This is a genomic window from Prochlorococcus sp. MIT 0916 (assembly GCF_047305155.1).
Taxonomy (GTDB): domain Bacteria; phylum Cyanobacteriota; class Cyanobacteriia; order PCC-6307; family Cyanobiaceae; genus Prochlorococcus_B.
On the sequence record NZ_CP138980.1, the window covers coordinates 349,029 to 369,325 of the forward strand.

Sequence of the window (20,297 nt, forward strand, 5' to 3'; positions counted from 1 at the left end):
AAAAAGGGTATTGTAGAGAAATTTATTTATTCATCTGAAAGCAAACCTTCTTCTTGTAACCCCTCCAATGCAGCAGGATCTGGCATTTGATCCTCAGGCAACTCATCATCACCGATTGGGCGAGCAAATGCTGCAAAATTACTCGTTGTAGGATCAATCCCATGTCTACTTCTAGTTGCCACTAAATCCTCTTCACTAGGATCATCCAAAACAGAGGTATTCTTAGCGACTTGGGAAGATGGCATGTCAACAGTATAGTCGGGTCTAAGGTTTTGTATCCTTCGATAACCTGCTGGATCTTCTGCCAAAATATCTGGATGAGGACCTGCTTCAGCATTTAACTCCTCAACAAAGCCACTAAAACCTGTCCCCGCAGGTATCAGGCGACCAATAATTACATTTTCTTTAAGCCCACGAAGCCAATCAGACTTTCCTTCAATTGCTGCTTCAGTAAGAACTCGAGTTGTTTCTTGGAATGAAGCGGCTGATATAAAACTATCAGTATTAAGTGATGCCTTTGTAATCCCAAGTAGAACCGGAGTAAATTCTGAGGGAGCTCCTCCTGTAATAGATATTGCCTGATTAGTATCTTCAACTTGTCTTAGTTCTATCAATTCTCCTGGTAGAAATGTTGTATCTCCAGCATCTTCTATTCGGACTTTACTGGTCATCTGACGCACTATTACCTCTATATGCTTATCATCGATGGCTACTCCCTGAGATTTATAAACATTTTGGACTTCACTTACCATTCTATGCTGAAGCTTGGCTATTGCCTCTTGAGCTGCATCCATTAGAGGTTTTTTATCACGCAAGTCTGTAAAGAAACATTCCAAAAGCTCATGAGGGTTTACTGGACCATCAGTTAAGAACTCCCCTGCTACAACTTGTTGACTATTCCTAACCATTACGTTACGTCCTAACAGAATTGGATATTCAGAAATTGAATCATTTTCCTCGATAATAGATACAACTACGGAATCATCGTCATCTCCTTTTTTGATATCTACTGTTCCAGATTTTTTACACAAAATAGCTGAGTCTCTGGGCCTACGAGCTTCCAGCAACTCTTCGATCCTTGGTAAACCTTGAACAATATCTCCTGTTTTTTGTCTTTCAAAAACCAATAAAGCCAAACCATCACCTCTTTGCACTAGATCCCCATCACGAACATGAAGAACTGAATCTGGTGAGACCATGTAAGGTCTACCAAGGCGCAATTTTACATTCTTTCCATCAATGTTCTCTATTTCCCCACACGCCCCTATCGGTTGATCTTTTGAAACCAAGTCTCCATCCACTACTCTTTGTCCGATTTTCAAGAGAGTAGTGCCTTTAGAGTCAATTGTTATTGTATCTTCATCTCTCTCAACTATCAGTCGCCGAACTGGATCACCGTCAAGAGCCTCAGGAAGTTGAACAATTCCTTCTTCCTTACATAAGATTTGAGTTGTAGCAACCACGTCTCCAGCTAAAACAATTTGAGCGTTTTCTATCTGTAATTCAGTATGTGTTGACCCATGACTTGAATCAGATGTGGTATCTCGTCTAACTAAAATACTTTCAAGAATAACTAATTTCAACCTATCAATACTCTTTGAATTTGAATCTTGCATAACTTCTACGTCTACTGTCATCTGTGGCGTTGTATCAAATGTCTCAAGCATTAGTTGAGTTTTAAGCAACTCAATACCTTCCACAGATTTAATAAGTTCACCATCCTTAAAAGCAAGTCTTTGAGATGCTTTTATTCCTAAGTGTGGGCCTTTGGGTTGTTTAACATGCTCTAATTCAGGTAGTTGTGCTTGATCAGGGATGGTGAATTCCTCAACAGGTCTCAATAGAAGACCCTTACCTTCTGGTGTCTCTACTGATTGAACCATTACCATTGAATCGGTCTTAATTCCTTTTGCAATAGTTTCACCAGGGTTAACTATTTGCCCATCACCCTCAAACCTATCAAGTGCCTTACTTTCTTTACATAGCTTGAAAGTACCACTTCTAACAATAATTTCTCTAAGAATATAATTTTTCTGAGTTACGGTAACTATTCCAGCAGTGTGACTAAAAATATCTTTTACTACTTCTGTCCCTGCCTCTATCCATTGACGATCTTTAATCATCAACAATGAAATATCCTTATTAATTTCATGTGTTTCTTGAGGGATCCATAAAAGAGTCCCACCTTTGCTGACTTCATAACCATTCTTTGCTGAACGAGCTTTCTTAATTACCAACCCCGGAGCATATTTAACAAGCCCTCCTGTTTCAGTTTTAAAACGATCGTCAGCTAACTCAGCAATTACCTCATTATTGCCTATTTTACTTCCAGGAATAGTATTTAATCTATAACGAGTATTATCTTTTGCTTCAAGATGCCATATTTCACCTGAATGAGTCGACTCTTCTAATAATTTAAAATCCTTTAAAGTCATAGAGGTAGTTACTATTTGAACTTCTCTTGAATCACCAATAGAATCCCTAAGCCTTACTTCACCTCCAAACTCACTTGCCTGACTTGCTTCAGCTAAAACTTGTCCCTCTTTCACAGAAACATTACCAGAAACAACTGGCATAGCATTCGGAGGTAAGTTATATACGTCACCTGCTAAAACCCAAAGCCGACCAAGACGTTGAGCTTTAAGAGTTATATTACCTTGTCTATCTGTAACTTCTCTAGGTTGGATAATCTTTTCATACCTCACTTGTCCAGCCAAATCACATATAACATCTTTAGTAGCCTTTTCAACACTCTTCTGTACAGTCCCACTAGCAATCTGAGCAACAGTCACATCAACATCAATATCTTGACCATTGTCTACAAAAAGTAGAGATCCAATAGATACGTCAATCTTTTGGGGTTTTCCACCACCTACTGGAATAATACTAAGGCTAAAATCAACCTCTGCCTGCTGAGCTTCAACACCATGTGGTGTTCTATAACCTCTTACACGAGCTTTCGTACCAAATTCGACTTTACCAGCGACAGTTGAGCGGACAACACCAGTCTCAGCTGTTGATACACCGCCAGTGTGGAAAGTCCTCATTGTTAATTGAGTACCTGGCTCACCAATAGATTGAGCTGCAACGATGCCTACTGCTTCCCCTAAATCAACTAATTGATTGTGCGCAAGCGCCCAACCATAACACTTACGACAAACTGATCTGGTCGCCTCACATGTAAGAGGAGACCTAACCCTTACCCCTTGCATATGAGATTGTTCGAATTTCTTAGAAAGCTGAGGGTCAATTGGCGTATCTCGTTCAGCTAAAATCTCTTGGTCTGAATTAACTACTTGTTCAGACGTCAAACGTCCGACAAGCCTATTGCCAAACTTTCCATCCTCAGCACTTATTAAAATTGATCTTGTCGTACCACAGTCCTCTTCTCTAACAATTACATCTTGAGCAACATCAACCAAGCGTCTAGTCAAATATCCAGAGTCAGCAGTCCTTAGTGCAGTATCAACAAGACCTTTACGAGCTCCATAAGAGGAGATTACATATTCAGTTACTGTTAAACCTTCTCTAAAATTAGTTCGTATTGGCAAGTCAATGATCTCACCTTGGGGGTTTGCCATTAATCCTCTCATCCCAACAAGCTGACGAACCTGAGACATATTTCCACGTGCTCCTGAATTAGCCATCATCCATACTGAATTTAATGGATCATTTTGATTGAAATTCTTTTTAACTGCATCAACCAATCTTTCATTAGTCTCTGTCCAAGTGTCTATAACTTTTGTATGCCGTTCGACCTCAGTAATTTCTCCTAACCTATAGCACTCCTCTGTAGCAGTAATTAGTTCCTCTGCCTGACCAAGTAAATCTTGTTTAGCTTCTGGCACCTTTAAATCATCTACAGAAATTGAAACTGCTGCCTGAGTTGCATACCTGAACCCAAGATCTTTCAAATTATCTGCCATAGAGGCAGTTGCAGCAGTTCCATGATGTTTAAATGCCCATGCAACCAAATTTTTCAAACCTTTCTTATCCACTACTTTATTTCTAAAAGGTGGAGGAGTTTTTGAAAGTCTTGAAACAACTTTCATTGCTGCTGCTTTCTTTGCTTTAGAACCTCTTTTTGCTTTGGATTTAGTAGAGGATTTACGAGTTTTAGGAGAAGAAGAAGTCATGGCAAAAAGCTATTCAAGGAAAAGAAGGAATTAGTTATTAGAGTTATGAACTGGTAGCAACAGCATCAATAATTGTATGATTCATCACGACCCGACCTACTGTTGTCAGGATATAACGGCTAATTATACTTCCATCTTCATCTAATCTGTCTCGTCGATATGTCCATTCCTCAACACGAGTTCCATCTTTTAAAGTCTCTGACTTAAGCGGTTTCTGAAGATCATCATCATCCTCAATTTCACCAGAGAATCTCACCCAAACCCAATCATGTAAATCTATTCTTTTATCTTCAAGAGCTTGTAAAACGTCCTCAAGTGATGCATATGTATTTGCATAATCTCCAAACTTAGGCTTAGTCGCGTGAGGTTGAATTGCAGTAAGGTAATAGGAACCTAAAACCATATCTTGAGATGGAGTAACAATAGGATCCCCAGTTGCAGGAGAAAGAATATTATTACTTGCTAGCATTAACATCCTCGCTTCTGTTTGCGCCTCAATCGCTAAAGGCACATGAACGGCCATTTGATCACCATCAAAATCAGCATTAAAAGCTGGGCAGACCAAAGGATGTAGCTGTATAGCTCTACCAGCAACTAATTTAGGTTCAAAAGCTTGAATACCTAATCGGTGTAAAGTTGGTGCCCGGTTCAAAAGAATAGGATGACCATCTATAACTTCCTGTAATACTTGCATTACCTCATCGTCGGCTTTTTGAATCAATTTCTTGGCAGCTTTTATGTTATTGACAATATTCTGACGAATCAATCTGTGTATAACAAAAGGTTGGAAAAGCTCAATTGCCATTTCTTTTGGCAAACCACATTGATGCATTTTCAACTTCGGACCAACTACAATAACTGAACGACCAGAATAATCAACTCTTTTTCCCAGTAAGTTCTGTCTAAATCTTCCTTGTTTACCCTCGATAATATCGCTTAATGATTTCAAAGGTCGATTATTTGCCCCAACTACAGTTCTACCTCTTCTACCATTATCTATAAGTGCATCTACAGCTTCTTGCAGCATCCTTTTTTCATTTCTAACTATGATCTCAGGAGCTAATATTTCCTGAAGACGAGCAAGACGGTTATTCCGATTTATTACTCTTCTGTATAAGTCATTTAAATCTGAGGTAGCAAATCTGCCTCCATCTAATTGAACCATAGGTCTCAAATCAGGAGGTATTACAGGTATCGCATCTAAAACCATCCACTCTGGGCTTGCACTTGTAGCAATAAAATTATCTATAACCCTTAGTCTTTTGATAAGCTTGGCCCTTTTTTGACCTTTGCTTGTTGCGATTTCTTCTCGCAATTGTTCGGCCACTTCTTTTAAATTTAAATCTTCAAGTAATTGTTTTAAGGCCTCTGCACCTATCCCAACAATAGGTTCATTTTCAATTGTTGAATCCTCAGCATAAATCTCGTCTTCAATCTCAAGCCATTCATCTTCAGTTAATAGCTGCTTATATTTAAGATCCTTACTATCTCCGATATCTAAAACAACATAGCAATTAAAGTAAACAATTTGTTCGACATCTCTAAGAGGCATGTCTAATAAAATAGCTACATAGCTAGGGATACCTTTTAGATACCAAACATGCGATACAGGAGCTGCGAGCTTAATAAATCCCATTCTATGTCTTCTTACCCGACTTTCTGTTACTTCAACACCGCACCTTTCACAAACAATCCCACGATGTCTAACTCTCTTGTATTTACCACAATGACATTCCCAATCCTTCGAGGGACCAAAAATCTTTTCACAAAATAAACCATCCATCTCTGGCTTAAGTGTTCGATAATTTATTGTTTCAGGCTTTGTCACTTCCCCTACAACCTGTCCATTGGGCAAAGTTCTTTGCCCCCATTCCATTACTCTTTCAGGCGAAGCCAATTTGATTTTGACATAGTCAAAATGATTTTCCGTGCGTAGATTGCTATTAGTCATGAGAAATTAGGGTGTTTAGTTAAATTTTTTTTCGATTGAGTTAATTACTCCTCATACTCTTTACCTAATGATTCATAAGTAGGTCTACTTGGTGTGCTCCTACGGGGATTAACATCTTGCATTAGATCAACCTCTTTTCCATCATCTGTATAAACACCAATGTCTAATCCCAATGACTGAAGTTCTCTCATTAAAACTTTGAAAGATTCCGGAGTCCCAGGCCTTGGAATTGGTTTACCTTTTACAATTGAATTAAGAGCTTCATTACGGCCTTGCATGTCATCAGACTTGACAGTTAGCAATTCTTGAAGGGTGTATGCTGCTCCATAAGCCTCGAGTGCCCATACTTCCATCTCTCCCAAACGCTGTCCACCTTGCTGGGCCTTTCCACCAAGAGGTTGTTGAGTAACCAAAGAATATGGACCTGTAGAACGAGCATGAATTTTATCGTCTACTAAATGTACAAGTTTTAGGAAATGAGCATAGCCAACAGCAACAGGTTGATCAAAAGGCTCACCTGTTCGACCATCAGTAAGTAATAACTTCCCAGGGTCCTCAGGGTTGTATACCCATGATTTACCTGGCTGATTTGCAGCTTCTTTTAAATAAGCTTGAACTGTCTGATTAGACATCTCTGATCCATACATCTCATCAAAAGGAACAATTTTAACTCGACAATCCAAGTTTGAAGCAGCCCAACCCATAAGCAGCTCAAAAACTTGCCCTACATTCATTCGACTTGGAACTCCAAGGGGATTAAGGCATATATCTACAGGGGTGCCATCAGGGAGATAAGGCATATCCTCTCTTGGCAATATTCTGCTTATAATTCCCTTATTACCATGTCTACCTGCCATTTTATCGCCAACTTGAATCTTTCTGCGTTGAGCCACATAGACTCTGACAACCATATTTGCTCCAGGTGGCAGCTCATCGCCTTGTTCTCTTGTATATATTCTGACATCAACTACTCGGCCTCTCTCAGTTGAGGGAACTCGAAGAGAATTGTCTCTTACATCTCTAGCTTTTTCTCCAAAAATAGCTCTTAACAGTTTTTCCTCAGGGGGTTGATCTGATTCTCCTTTAGGGGTTACTTTTCCAACAAGAATGTCCCCACTTTCAACGAAGGCTCCTATTCTAATAATTCCCATCTCATCCAAATTCCCAAGACTTTCTTCTGATACATTTGGTATCTCTCTTGTTATTTCTTCAGGACCTAATTTTGTTTGACGAGCTTCTATTTCATATTTTTCTATATGGACAGAAGTATACAGATCATCTTTAACTAATCTCTCGCTAACGAGAATTGCATCTTCATAGTTATAACCTTCCCATGGCATGTATGCAATTAATACATTTTGACCCAGAGCGATTTCACCTCCCTCACATGCTGACCCATCAGCTAAAACCTGCCCAACAATTACTGGGTCACCATTAAAAACTATCGGCCTGTGATTTAAACAAGTATCTTGATTGGATCTTTGATATTTTTGCAAGAAGTGCGTATGGTCATTGCCTTCATTATCAGTAATGACAATTGCATTCGCATCAACATAAGTTACTGTTCCATTTACTTTTGAAATTGGAACCATTCCAGAGTCTCTAGCTACTTGCGTCTCTAAACCTGTTCCTACGAGAGGTCTTTCCGGACGTAAAAGAGGTACTGCTTGTCTTTGCATGTTTGAGCCCATTAGAGCCCTATTAGCATCATCATGTTCCAAAAATGGAATTAACGATGCCGCCACAGAAATAACCTGAACAGGTGATAATTGAACATAATCAACTTGTTCAGGGGAAACCGTTTCAAAGTCTTGTCGATACCTAACAGGAACAAGCTCTGCCAATATTTTCCCTTCTTCATCTGTAGCAACATCACCTGGAGCAACCCGACACTCATCTTCTAAATCTGCAGAAAGATAAATAGGATCACCTTCTTTAATTAACCGTCCATTATCTACCTTCCAAAATGGTGTCTCAATAAAACCATATTCATTTACTCGTGCATGTGTTGCTAAAGAATTAATGAGACCAGCATTAGGTCCTTCAGGAGTTTCAATTGGACACAGTCTCCCATAATGAGATGGATGAATATCTCTCACCGCAAAACCAGCTCTTTCCCGAGTCAAACCTCCTGGACCCAAAGCAGAGATACGTCTTTTATGAGTTAATTCAGCTAATGGATTGGTTTGATCCATAAATTGACTTAATTGACTGGAACCAAAAAATTCTTTGATTGCGGCAACTAAAGGTTTTGGATTTACTAATTGTGCTGGAGTAAGTGAGTCTGTTTCCCCAACAGTCATTCTCTCTTTAATTATCCTTTCAAGTCTATTTAAACCAACCCTAACCTGGTTTTGTAAAAGTTCTCCAACTGACCTTACTCTCCTATTACCAAGATGATCAATATCATCCAAAGTTGCTCCACCAACATCTAATTCTAAATTTATTAAATAATCCAAAGTAGAAAGAACATCTTCGTTTGTAAGTGTTCTTACATTGTCAGGAATAGTTAAGCGTAACTTCTTATTTATTTTATATCTACCAACTCTTCCTAAATCATATCGTTTTGGATCAAAAAATCTTGTTTGAAGTAGCTGTTGACCACCACTTACTGATGGAGGTTCACCTGGTCTTAACTTTTTATAAAGCTCAAGCAATGCCTGATCTTCAGAACTAATACCTTCTTCATTTGCCGCATCAATTGATTTTTTATAAAACTCAGGATGTCGTAATTTATCTATAACGTCATTATCTGACAATCCCATTGCCCTCATTAGGACATGAGCATTGATTTTTCTTGTTTTATCTACACGAACATGCAACAAATCATTTTTATCAGTTTCAAACTTTAACCATGCTCCGCGGTTAGGAATAACACTTGCATTATAAGTTCTTCTACCATTTTTATCTTGCTCATCTTTGAAATAAACTCCTGGACTTCGAACAATTTGGTTAACTATTACTCTCTCAGCACCATTTATTATAAAAGTTCCACGTTCAGTCATTAAAGGTAGTTCACCTATAAAAACTTCTTGTTCTTTAATCTCTCCAGTTTCTTTATTAACTAACCTACAAGTAACATACATTTGCGAAGCAAACGTTGCGTCTCTTCTTTTTGCTTCTTCAACATCATGCCTAGGACGCTTAAGCTTATATTCAGCTCCTATAAAATGCAATTCAAGCTTACCTGTATAGTCAGTAATGGGAGAAAAATTGTCTAATTCTTCAATCAAGCCTTTATCCAAAAACCACTTAAAACTTGATCTTTGCACCTCAACCAAATCAGGCAGATATGTAGCTGCTTTGGCTACCTGAATCGCGCTTCTGCTCATTCGAGAACCTGCGTTTATATGTAGAGGACGGGGTAAATGTCTTGTCCTTTAAGGTCAAAAAATGATCTTTCCTAAGAAAAACAACCAAAAACAATCTATAAAAAGACTGAGATTTGAAAATGGATTTACTTAATCAACGAACAAACTGACTCAAAAAGTAGAACCTTCATCAAGGGTTAAGCGTAGATACCACGCTATACAAGACAATAAATAATATTACACACAAAACAGAGAATTAACTAGGGGAAATGATGAAATTTAAGGCAACCCAAACAATTCCCTAGCATTTTGAGTTGTTTTTTCAGCAATTTCAGAAAAACTTTCACCTCTAATTTCTGAGATTTTTTCTACTACATGCTTTACATAAGAGGGTTCATTCCTTTTTCCTCTATGAGGGACGGGTGATAAGAAAGGACTATCAGTTTCCACCAAAACTCTATCGGAAGGAACTTCTTTGGCGCATTCATGAATAGAAATGGCGTTTTTGAAAGTTACATTTCCACTGAAGCTTATGTAAAAGCCTAGATCAAGGAAGTCTCTCATTTCTATGACATTGCCACTCCAGCAATGCATTACACCTTTTGGGCAGCGACCATCTTTAGAAAGTTTAGAAAAAACTTCCAACATTTCTTTTGCTGCATCTCTGCAATGAACAATGACTGGCAAATTCAATTCAAAAGCCAAGTTTAATTGCGGCATTAAAATTGAAAGCTGCTCATGCAAGTTCTCTGCTTTGAAAAGATCAAGTCCTAGTTCTCCTATTGCAACAACCCGACTGTCTTCGAGAGCTGCATTTTTTAAAACATTTACGGTTTCAGCTCCCCAATGATGTACATCCAATGGATGAACTCCTACTGAATATCTCATCTCCTTAAATTGATCAGCCATTGATTTAATAGCAGGAATTTCGGAGGGTTCTACGCAAGAATGTAATAACGCTTTAACGCCTTGCGACCGCCACCTTTCTGCAACTTTTTCTCTATCTTCATTAAAGCTAGAGAACACGATATGACAGTGACTATCAATTATTGAACTTTTAGAATCACTCAAGATGCAAAATAAAATCTTCTTTGAATAATAAATCTTAGATTATTTATTCTCAAACAACTTCTTTCAAAACTTTCTTAAGAGCAATACTAAGTCTAGATTTCTGATTAGCTCCTGTATTTTTATGCAAAACACCTTTTTTAACTGCTTTATCAATTTTGCTAAAGGCTAAGTTAAATGTTTTTTGAAGATCTGCTTTGGATTCATCGCCAGGTTCTTTTTCAAATATTCCACAAGCTACAAAGCATCGCTTCATTAAAGTGCGAACTGTAGATTTGTAATTTTTGTTTTCAAGGCGGTTGCGTTCCGCAATTTGAATTCGCTTTTTAGCTGAGTTGGTATTTGCCACGGAGGCTTAGTAATTTAATCTTATATTAATCCACACTACCTCAAGACCATGAAGAAGATCTACATAAATCAAAATTAAGGCATAAGATAATCAAACTGAACCAATAGCCAAATGTTCATGGCGCAAGCAATTAATAAAGATGAGGTTCAAGAAACCCCTTCAAAAAAATTGAACATCAAAACGGTTAATAAAATTGATCAGGCTCAGCGCGAGCTCAAGATAATTATTGATAGAACAGCTGGAACGATTCAAGATAAAGCTGTAAAGGTAGTTGACGATATTCTTAAAGACGTAAGTGAGAGGGGGGATGAGGCCCTTAAAGAATACACTTCTCGCTTTGATGGATTTCTAACAGAAAACTTTCAAGTACCGTCAGATTTAATACTGAAAGCCTGGGAAGAGACTCCTAAGGAGTTACAAGATTCACTTTTATTAGCAAAAAAAAGAATTGAAAAATTTCATGCTCTGCAGGTACCAAAAAATATTACTTATACAGGCCCCCATGGAGAATCACTAGGTCGAAGATGGAGTCCTGTTCAAAAAGCGGGAATATATGTTCCTGGTGGAAGAGCCGCATATCCAAGCACCGTGCTAATGAATGCTATTCCTGCTTATGTAGCAGGAGTACATCAAACCTTCATGGTTTCTCCTGCTAACTCTCAAGGGGACTTAAACCAAACCGTATTAGCTGCAGCCCATATTACAGGTATCAACAAAGTTTTTCGTATTGGAGGCGCTCAAGCTATTGGCGCACTTGCTATTGGAACTGATTCAATTCCAAAAGTAGATGTAATTACTGGACCAGGGAATATTTATGTAACTTTGGCAAAGAAAAAAGTTTATGGAAAGGTAGGGATTGATTCTTTGGCTGGTCCAAGTGAGATCCTCATAATCGCTGACCAATCAGCAAAATTGGAACATGTAGCATCAGATATGTTAGCCCAATCGGAACATGATCCTTTAGCTTCTGCAATACTAATAACAACTAATAAAAAACTAGCGGAAAAATTACCAACAGAGATTGAACGTCAATTAATTAATCATCCAAGATTGGAAATATGCCAAGAATCAATCGCTAATTGGGGTTTAATAGTCCTTTGTGATGATTTAGAAACTTGCGCTAAATTAAGTGATGCTTTTGCCCCAGAACATCTTGAATTGCTTGTAGAGGAGCCGAAAGAATTATCAAAAAGCATAAAGAATGCTGGAGCAATATTTATGGGACCATGGAGCCCAGAGGCTATTGGAGATTATCTTGGAGGGCCCAATCACACTCTTCCCACTTCAGGGACTGCTAGATTTGCTGGCGCTCTTGGGGTAGAAACTTTTATGAAAAATACTTCACTTATTGATTTTACAAAAGAAGCCTTTATTGAAAATAAAAATGCAGTTGTGCATTTAGCCAATAGCGAAGGGTTGCATAGTCACGCCGAATCAATACGAATTAGAGATCCTAAATCTTTTTAAGTGATTCAACACCCACCACGTCATTTTCTACTTTTCCAACTAGTACTTCATCTGTCAGGTTTACAAAAAGTCCATTTTCAAGAACACCTGGAATGTTGTTAATTTGACTCTCCAATAGTTCAGGCTGGTCAATGCCATTTCTAAAAGTTAAATCAAGTATTAAGTTCCCCTGATCAGTAACTATTGGCCCAGCCTTTTTCTGAGCCATTCTTAGATTACCCTCTCCTTCAAGATTCTTTAATGTTTTTTGTACTTGTTTCCAAGCAGAAGGAAGAACCTCTACTGGTAATTTGAAATCAAGGTTCAATTTTTCAACAAGTTTTGTTGAGTCAACTACAACTATAAATTTTTTAGCCAAAGCGGCAACAAGTTTTTCCTGTACATGACAGGCTCCTCCGCCCTTGATTAGTTGGAATTTGGGATCAACTTCATCTGCGCCATCAATTGCAAGGTCAATTTCTGAAACCGAGGACAGAGATTTCAGTGGGATTTCTAATTCTGAAGCAAGAACTTCACCCTGAAAAGATGTAGTTACTCCAACTACATCTTTAATTTCTCCTGATTTTATTTTCGCAGCAAGAGCTTCAATCATCAAAGCAGCTGTGGAACCAGAGCCGAGGCCGAGAATCATCCCATTTTGAATTTGATCTACTGCAGCTTGAGCAACTGCTTGTTTCATCTGATTTTGGAGATCCATTTAGGCTTACCTTTTCGAAAGACAGTAGCAAGATTTTCAGCTAATTCCCGGCAAAGCTGCGGGCTTAATAGAAAGATTAATCTCTTTATTATTTCGTACTACTTCCAACTCAAATGGCTTACCTATTTGAGCATTCTCAACTTGCATTAATAAAGACCTAGGATCATTGATTTCGTTGCCACCTGCATAAATAACCAGATCACCCCGTCTTAATCCTCCTTCCTCTGCTGGACTTTGAGGGATAACAGACTGAACAAGTGCTCCTGATCTTTCAGGTAAAAAAATTAATGCATTTGGATCTTGATTATGCTCTTTAGCTATTCTTTCATTCAATAAAACTAACTGAGCTCCTAAATAAGGATGGATAACCTCTCCATTGGAGAGAAGTTGATTGGTAACTTTTGAAGCAAGATTGATGGGTATTGCAAATCCAAGTCCAGCCCCTGGACCTGATCTGACCAAAGTATTTATTCCAATAACTTCTCCATTGGAATTTATCAATGGTCCTCCAGAATTTCCAGGGTTTATTGCTGCATCAGTTTGAATTAAATCCAATCTCTTGTCAGAAAATCCAAGAGTATTAATGTCTCTGTGAAGACTACTGACTATGCCCAGAGTGACAGTACTTTCTAGGCCATAAGGAGTTCCAAGAGCAATTGCCCAGTCCCCAACTCGAATATCTTCGGAATCACCCAATTTTGCACTTTCTAAACCAGGAAATTCTTTAATTTTTACCAAAGCCAAGTCAGTGACTTGATCAGTTCCAACAACTCTTCCGTCCACTTGATTTCCATTTTGAAGAGTGATTATCACACGATCAACTCTCTCCACTACATGAGCATTGGTAAGAATTAAACCAGAAGTATCGATTATCACCCCAGAACCTTGTCCCCTCTCTTTTTTTGGGAAATTCCCCAAATCTCCTAAAAGATCTCTTAATAAAGGATCTAACAAATCAGCTTCAAATTCATCTGTTTGCAGTTCTCTTTCAATATCAATACGAACTACCGCTGGTGAAACCCTACTAGCGACATTAGCAACAAAACTATGTGATTCACTTCCTTGAAAATCCTCTAAAGCAAATACAGCTATTGATCCAAACAAAAAGCAAAAAAGAACTGATGCAAGGAAAAATAGACTCCTAATTCTCCCCATGATCTCTAACTTTTTGAGGCTTCGCATAATTAAATTAATCTTATAAAAACAATAAAGTAGATGAAAGCTAAATAAGAAGAATTTGATTTTAGAGGTAACCGAAACCTTTATCTAGTAATATTTAGTTGCCTGACGGTACCTCTTTAACTAGAGGCAGGTCAAAACTGAAACCGCTCGGGCTTACTGCCCGACTTCGACATTGACTTTTGTTTAATCAAACCGATACAGAATTGAAAGTTCTTACAGCAAAGTCAGCTACTGATTATGGCTTTGATGTAACGGATTTTAAAATTCTTACTCATTCAAATCCCTTATCAATTCAAGTACATATACGACACAAAAATCCTGAAAAGAAAGTCAGCATTGATGACTGTTCAATGCTTAGCCAATATATTGATGAAGCAATTCAAGGTTCTTCAATCCTTGATCAACCTTTCACTTTAGAAATCAGCAGCGAAGGAGTTGGTGATTTCTTAACTGAGCAAAAAGATTTTCAAATTTTTAAAGGGTTTCCAATTGAAGTTACTTATCAGGATTTAAAAAAAATTGAACAACAAACAAATGGTTTACTTCTAAAAAGGACAGATAATGATCTACAAATAAATCAAAAGGGGAAAATTAACCGAATCCCAGTCGAAGACATTATTCAAGTCCGACTCACAACACCCTCTGGTTAAAATCTAGATATCAATTATCTAACCCAATCATTCTAATCTCTATATCCCATCATCGATGGCTCTTGTTCTACTCCCAGGCTTAAATAACTTAATTGAAGACATTAGTGAGGAAAAGAAACTTCCATCACAAGTTGTCGAAGCTGCTTTGAGAGAAGCACTTCTAAAAGGTTACGAAAGATATCGACGAACACTTTATTTAGGTATCAGCGAAGATCCTTTTGAAGAGGATTATTTTAGCAATTTTGATGTTGGCTTGGATCTAGAGGAGGAAGGTTATAGAGTTTTAGCCAGTAAAATAATAGTTGAAGAGGTTGAGAGTGATGATCATCAAATAGCAATAGCAGAGGTTATGCAAGTTGCTGATGATGCGCAAGTTGGAGATACTGTTGTCCTAGATGTGACTCCAGAAAAAGAAGATTTTGGAAGAATGGCTGCAGCTACAACCAAGCAAGTCTTAGCCCAAAAGTTGAGAGATCAGCAAAGAAGAATGATTCAAGAGGAATTTGCTGACTTAGAAGACCCAGTCCTTACTGCCAGAGTCATAAGATTTGAAAGACAGTCAGTAATTATGGCAGTAAGTTCTGGTTTAGGTAGACCAGAAGTAGAAGCAGAGCTGCCAAGACGAGATCAATTGCCAAATGATAATTATCGAGCAAACGCAACATTTAAAGTTTTCCTAAAAGAAGTAAGTGAAATTCCTAGAAGAGGGCCTCAACTTTTTGTAAGCAGGTCAAATGCTGGATTGGTTGTCTATTTATTTGAAAATGAAGTTCCTGAAATTCAAGAAGGTTCAGTACGAATTGTTGCTGTTGCTCGCGAAGCCAATCCGCCTTCAAGAGCAGTAGGGCCCAGAACAAAAGTAGCTGTTGACAGTATTGAGAGAGAGGTGGACCCTGTTGGAGCATGTATTGGTGCTAGAGGATCTCGCATTCAACAAGTAGTTAATGAACTCCGTGGGGAAAAAATAGATGTAATTAGATGGTCTTCTGACCCTGTTCAATACATCTGTAATTCTTTAAGTCCTGCAAGAGTTGAAGTAGTAAGACTTGTTGATCCAGAAGGTCAGCATGCGCATGTACTAGTCCCTCCAGATCAACTTAGCCTCGCTATAGGTAGAGAAGGACAAAATGTAAGACTGGCGGCAAGACTTACAGGATGGAAAATAGATATCAAAAACTCACAAGAATATGATCAAGCTACTGAAGATTCTGAGGTCGCTGAATTAATTTCTCAAAGGGAAGAAGAGGAATCTTTACAGAGAGAAGCTGAGCAGAGATTAGAAGCAGAGCAGGCCGCTAGGGCTGAAGAGGATGCACGCTTAAGAGAGCTTTATCCACTGCCAGAAGACGAAGAAGATTTTCAAGGTGATCAATTATCAGATGTCGATAATGATGGAACAGAATCTGAATCTTCTGAAACTAATTCAAATATTGATCCTAATTACACAGAAATTGAAACTGATGAGAGTGATATTCAAGAAACAGTCGAAGATATGGATACTGTTGAAGATAAAATGATTAAACAAGAGGAAGGAACCCGGTGAGTCAAAGCCCCATTCTGCGTAGATGTGTAGCTTGCAAAAAAGTTCTTGATCGCAAGTATCTTTTAAAAGTTACTAGAGATTTTCAGAATGGAGTAGTTCTCTCAGAAGGGATGGGAAGATCAGCCTATCTTTGTCCAACTGAGTCATGTTTTGAAGAAGCTTTGAAGCGTAAACGATTACAAAAAGCTTTGAGATGTGATATTCACTCAAGCGTTTTCAATATGCTCCAAAAACAACTTAATACCTGCATTGATTCAGATAGTGAGGCATGATGTTCATTAAGAGAACTCAGTAAACTCAAAAACCAAATCTAAAGTTCAAGCACAACATTAATGACCAGCAGCGGCAAAATCAGAATTTATGAATTGTCCAAGGACTTAAGCCTTGACAATAAAGATGTGCTAGATGCAGCTCGAAAACTGGCTATTGCAGCAAAGAGCCATAGCAGTTCTATAAGCAGTCTTGAAGCAAACCAAATCAAAGATTTTCTAAAAAAAAGCAATAATTTAAAAACAACCAGTAAACCTAGTAAGCAATTAGATAAAGAAATTCTGTCCGTTAAAAAAAGTCCTCTTAAAACTCAAAACGATCAGAAGGCTGAACCTAAACAAAACACTCCTAAACAATCAGATATTTCACAAGCAAAGTTAAATGTTCCTTCACAGCCAAGTCAAACCTTAGTGAAAGCCCAGGGATCATCTCAAGCCAATAGACCAAAAACTTTAAAGAATAAATTTCCTGGACAACAACAAATAAAACAACCCTCTAAACCAAACAAACCACTTCCTCCCAAGCCAAGACAAGAATTACAACCAACCATTACCAAGCCTTTAAATCAAACTGAGAAAGAAATTCCTATTTTCAAACAAAAAACAGATAACAAATTAATTAATAAACCAAAAAGTTCTGAATCAGTTAAAAAGCCAATAAGTCAATCACAACAAACTTATAGTCAGCAACCTAAGAGACCATTAGCACCACCAAGCAGACCAAAAATAAATAATCAAGATAAAAAACAATTACAACCCAATAACCAAAAGCCAAAAGCAAGGATTAGTCAAGCTGACTTTTCTTCTCAAAAAGTTGGTCCAGGCAATTCTCAAAAAATCAAAAGTCAGAACAAACAAAATTCGCCCTCAAGGACTACTTCTCCTTCAACGAAAGGGAATACTCTCGAACTAGTTGGTGCTCCCATAAGACGCGAAAAACCTACAACCAAGCCGCAAACTAACGAACCAAGAAAAAAACCAATAATGCCATCGAGACCTGGAGCGCCAAAGCCTCCAGTCACTGCAAATCGTCAAGGATTATCAAATAGGCCTGGTCCTAATAACAGACCAGGTGGAGGAGGCCCCAGTCGCCCTGGCTCCCCAAATCGGCAAGCTCCTAATAGAGGCGGAGTAGCTAATCGACCTATGCAAGGTCAAAATCGTCCAGGTCCAAATAATCGACCTGGAGCCCCAGTTCGTGCTGGATCTCTAAATCGAGGTGGGATGCAAAGCAGACCTGGAGTTCCTAACAGGTCTGCTGGTGGACCAAGCCGTTCTAACAATCGTCCAGGTGTTCCATCTGGCATGAGAAAACCAGTTGCACCTAGTGAATTGATGCAACTGCAAAAGCCACAAGCCAGACCAAGTGCACCTCAAAGAAAATCTGATTCTCCAACTAGTCCTAGACCAAAAAGAGAAAACTCTACTGGAGCAAGGCCACCAGTAAATAGGCCAACTCCAGCAGCTCCTAAAAAGCCAGCGCATAGGCCTGGTGGTCCTGCCGCTGCTCCAAGAAGGGCTGGGAGACCTGATTGGGATGACAGTGCAAAGCTCGATGCCTTAAGAAACAAATCACCTCAAAAACAACGTCAAAAAGTCCATATCATTGGAGAGAATGATGATGCTCTTACTGCGGAGACAAGTGGATTTGCAGGAGAACAACAAGCAGTTGTTCTCTCAGCAAGTTTAGCTCGACCATCAAAGCCCAAATCTGGCAAGAAAAACAATGCGAAGCCTTTAACTGCACTTAAAAAACGTAAGAAAGAAACTACTCGTCAAAGACAACGAAGACGTGCAATGGAATTAAGAGCCGCTAGGGAAGCAAAACTTGTAAGGCCTGAAATGATTGTTGTCCCAGAAGACAATCTCACAGTTCAAGAGCTTGCTGACATGTTGAGTGTTGAAAGTTCCGAAATTATTAAATCATTATTTTTCAAAGGAATTACCGCCACTGTCACTCAATCACTAGATCTAGCCACAATAGAGACAGTTGCTGAGGAATTTGGCGTACCTGTTCTTCAAGATGATGTTGAAGAGGCTGCGAAGAAGACAGTTGAAATGATTGAGGAGGGAGATTTAAAACACTTAATCAGAAGGCCGCCTGTCGTTACGGTTATGGGGCACGTGGACCATGGAAAAACCTCTTTACTTGACGCGATAAGAAAAGCGAGAGTTGCGGCAGGAGAGGCTGGAGGTATTACTCAACATATTGGTGCTTATCAAATTGAGACTGAACATGATGGATCAACTAAGAAACTAACTTTTCTTGACACTCCTGGACATGAAGCTTTCACAGCGATGAGAGCTAGAGGCACTAGGGTTACAGATGTAGCGATTTTAGTAGTAGCTGCAGATGACGGCGTTAGGCCTCAAACCCTTGAAGCTATTAGTCATGCAAGAGCAGCAAAAGTTCCCATTGTCGTAGCAATTAATAAAATCGATAAAGAAGGGTCTTCTCCCGACCGCGTAAAACAAGAGTTATCAGAGCAGGATTTATTGTCAGAAGAGTGGGGAGGAGACGTAGTAATGGTTCCCGTGAGCGCCATTAAAGGAGAAAACATAGATAAACTATTAGAAATGGTTTTACTAGTAACTGAAGTAGAAGATTTACAGGCGAACCCAGATAGATTGGCAAAAGGTACAGTTATAGAGGCACATCTAGATAAAGCGAAAGGGCCCGTTGCAACTTTACTTGTTCAAAACGGTACCCTTAAGTCAGGAGATGTAGTCGCAGCTGGTCCAGTACTTGGGAAAGTAAGGGCAATGGTAGATGAAAATGGATCAAGAATTAAAGAGGCAGGTCCATCTTGTCCAGTAGAAGCTCTTGGATTCAGTGAAGTGCCAATAGCTGGTGATGAGTTTGAAGTTTACCCAGACGAAAAGGCCGCAAGAGCAGTGGTTGGAGAACGTGCCACAGATGCTCGGGCAGCAAGGCTTGCGCAGCAAATGGCTTCCAGACGAGTATCACTTTCTTCGATGTCTGGCCAAGCAAGTGAGGGTGAACTTAAAGAATTAAATATAATCCTTAAAGCTGATGTTCAAGGAAGCTTAGAAGCGATACTTGGTTCTTTAGAACAGCTTCCTAAAGACGAAGTCCAAGTAAGAGTATTGCTATCAGCTCCAGGTGAAATTACTGAAACTGATGTTGACTTAGCAGCAGCCTCTGGTGCGGTCATAGTTGGATTTAATACTTCAATGGCATCGGGTGCCAAACGCGCAGCTGATGCGAATGGTGTAGACGTAAGAGATTACGAGGTTATCTATAAGCTTTTAGAAGATATCCAATTAGCTATGGAGGGTCTTCTAGAACCGGAAATGATAGAAGAAGCCTTAGGGGTTGCTGAGGTCAGAGCAATATTCTCTATTGGCAAAAGTGCCGTTGCTGGTTGCTATGTAACAACTGGAAAAATACAACGGAATTGCCGCGCTAGAGTCAAACGAGGAAAGCAAGTTGTTTTTGAAGGCGATCTTGATTCACTGAAAAGAAATAAAGATGATGTAAAAGACGTATCAACAGGTTTCGAATGCGGAATAGGTTGTGATCGATTTGCGAACTGGGAAGAGGGGGATCAAATAGAAGCCTTCAAGCTCGTAACTCAAAGAAGAAAGTTAACCAACTAATTATCGCTATTAGCTTTTACTTAAGCCAAATTATATTGAATCAATTAAAGATA

General features: G+C 38.8%; 12 protein-coding genes. 5 read left to right on the forward strand and 7 right to left on the reverse strand.

Annotation, left to right across the window (positions count from 1 at the left end):
• Nucleotides 1-26 precede the first annotated feature (26 nt).
• The 5 genes from SIB53_RS01910 to rpsT all read right to left on the reverse strand — a co-directional run bounded on the left by SIB53_RS01910 (nucleotide 27) and on the right by rpsT (nucleotide 10,815).
• Nucleotides 27-4,136: a DNA-directed RNA polymerase subunit beta' gene (locus SIB53_RS01910; protein ID WP_413678541.1), complete on the reverse strand. Its 4,110-nt coding sequence runs from the start codon at nucleotides 4,134-4,136 to the stop codon at nucleotides 27-29.
• Between the two features lie 43 nt (nucleotides 4,137-4,179).
• The gene (locus SIB53_RS01915) at nucleotides 4,180-6,087 is read right to left on the reverse strand and encodes a DNA-directed RNA polymerase subunit gamma (RefSeq protein ID WP_413678542.1); all 1,908 of its coding nucleotides are present in this window, start codon (nucleotides 6,085-6,087) and stop codon (nucleotides 4,180-4,182) included.
• A gap of 44 nt (nucleotides 6,088-6,131) precedes the next feature.
• Entirely contained in the window at nucleotides 6,132-9,419 is a 3,288-nt protein-coding gene (gene rpoB / locus SIB53_RS01920; RefSeq protein WP_413678543.1) for a DNA-directed RNA polymerase subunit beta, read from the reverse strand.
• Between the two features lie 258 nt (nucleotides 9,420-9,677).
• Nucleotides 9,678-10,469: a TatD family hydrolase gene (locus SIB53_RS01925; RefSeq protein WP_413678544.1), complete on the reverse strand. Its 792-nt coding sequence runs from the start codon at nucleotides 10,467-10,469 to the stop codon at nucleotides 9,678-9,680.
• 49 nt (nucleotides 10,470-10,518) lie between these two features.
• Nucleotides 10,519-10,815 carry a 30S ribosomal protein S20 gene (gene rpsT, locus SIB53_RS01930; protein WP_269608861.1) on the reverse strand — a complete coding sequence of 99 codons (297 nt, stop codon included), beginning with the start codon at nucleotides 10,813-10,815 and terminating at the stop codon, nucleotides 10,519-10,521.
• Between the two features lie 117 nt (nucleotides 10,816-10,932).
• Between rpsT and hisD the strand changes: the two genes are divergently transcribed.
• Entirely contained in the window at nucleotides 10,933-12,282 is a 1,350-nt protein-coding gene (gene hisD / locus SIB53_RS01935) for a histidinol dehydrogenase (RefSeq protein WP_413678545.1), read from the forward strand.
• Here the strand turns inward: hisD and rpiA are convergent.
• Entirely contained in the window at nucleotides 12,269-12,979 is a 711-nt protein-coding gene (rpiA, locus tag SIB53_RS01940) for a ribose-5-phosphate isomerase RpiA (RefSeq protein ID WP_413678546.1), read from the reverse strand. The two genes, hisD and rpiA, sit on opposite strands and share 14 nt — an antisense overlap.
• 36 nt (nucleotides 12,980-13,015) lie before the next feature.
• Nucleotides 13,016-14,161 carry a trypsin-like peptidase domain-containing protein gene (locus SIB53_RS01945; protein ID WP_413678547.1) on the reverse strand — a complete coding sequence of 382 codons (1,146 nt, stop codon included), beginning with the start codon at nucleotides 14,159-14,161 and terminating at the stop codon, nucleotides 13,016-13,018.
• A 179-nt stretch (nucleotides 14,162-14,340) separates the two neighbouring features.
• On the opposite strand from SIB53_RS01945, the gene SIB53_RS01950 reads away from it, so the two are divergent.
• From SIB53_RS01950 to infB, 4 genes are read left to right on the forward strand one after another with little or no spacing between them, the layout of a single operon-like run.
• Entirely contained in the window at nucleotides 14,341-14,811 is a 471-nt protein-coding gene (locus tag SIB53_RS01950; protein WP_413678548.1) for a ribosome maturation factor RimP, read from the forward strand.
• Between the two features lie 55 nt (nucleotides 14,812-14,866).
• Nucleotides 14,867-16,354 carry a transcription termination factor NusA gene (gene nusA, locus SIB53_RS01955; RefSeq protein ID WP_413678549.1) on the forward strand — a complete coding sequence of 496 codons (1,488 nt, stop codon included), beginning with the start codon at nucleotides 14,867-14,869 and terminating at the stop codon, nucleotides 16,352-16,354.
• The gene (locus SIB53_RS01960; RefSeq protein WP_413678550.1) at nucleotides 16,351-16,626 is read left to right on the forward strand and encodes a YlxR family protein; all 276 of its coding nucleotides are present in this window, start codon (nucleotides 16,351-16,353) and stop codon (nucleotides 16,624-16,626) included. Before nusA ends, SIB53_RS01960 begins: the two co-directional genes overlap by 4 nt.
• A 60-nt stretch (nucleotides 16,627-16,686) precedes the next feature.
• On the forward strand, nucleotides 16,687-20,244 hold the full coding sequence (gene infB / locus SIB53_RS01965) for a translation initiation factor IF-2 (protein WP_413678551.1): 3,558 nt from the start codon (nucleotides 16,687-16,689) through the stop codon (nucleotides 20,242-20,244).
• Nucleotides 20,245-20,297: the final 53 nt, after the last annotated feature.

Excerpts from the sequence above, each read along its gene's own strand:
- rpoB (WP_413678543.1), bottom strand. The coding sequence starts at position 9,419 with ATGAGCAGAAGCGCGATTCAGGTAGCCAAAGCAGCTACATATCTGCCT.
- nusA (WP_413678549.1), top strand. The coding sequence starts at position 14,867 with ATGGCTCTTGTTCTACTCCCAGGCTTAAATAACTTAATTGAAGACATT.
- SIB53_RS01915 (WP_413678542.1), bottom strand. The coding sequence starts at position 6,087 with ATGACTAATAGCAATCTACGCACGGAAAATCATTTTGACTATGTCAAA.
- SIB53_RS01945 (WP_413678547.1), bottom strand. The coding sequence starts at position 14,161 with ATGCGAAGCCTCAAAAAGTTAGAGATCATGGGGAGAATTAGGAGTCTA.
- rpiA (WP_413678546.1), bottom strand. The coding sequence starts at position 12,979 with ATGGATCTCCAAAATCAGATGAAACAAGCAGTTGCTCAAGCTGCAGTA.
- SIB53_RS01910 (WP_413678541.1), bottom strand. The coding sequence starts at position 4,136 with ATGACTTCTTCTTCTCCTAAAACTCGTAAATCCTCTACTAAATCCAAA.
- infB (WP_413678551.1), top strand. The coding sequence starts at position 16,687 with ATGACCAGCAGCGGCAAAATCAGAATTTATGAATTGTCCAAGGACTTA.
- hisD (WP_413678545.1), top strand. The coding sequence starts at position 10,933 with ATGGCGCAAGCAATTAATAAAGATGAGGTTCAAGAAACCCCTTCAAAA.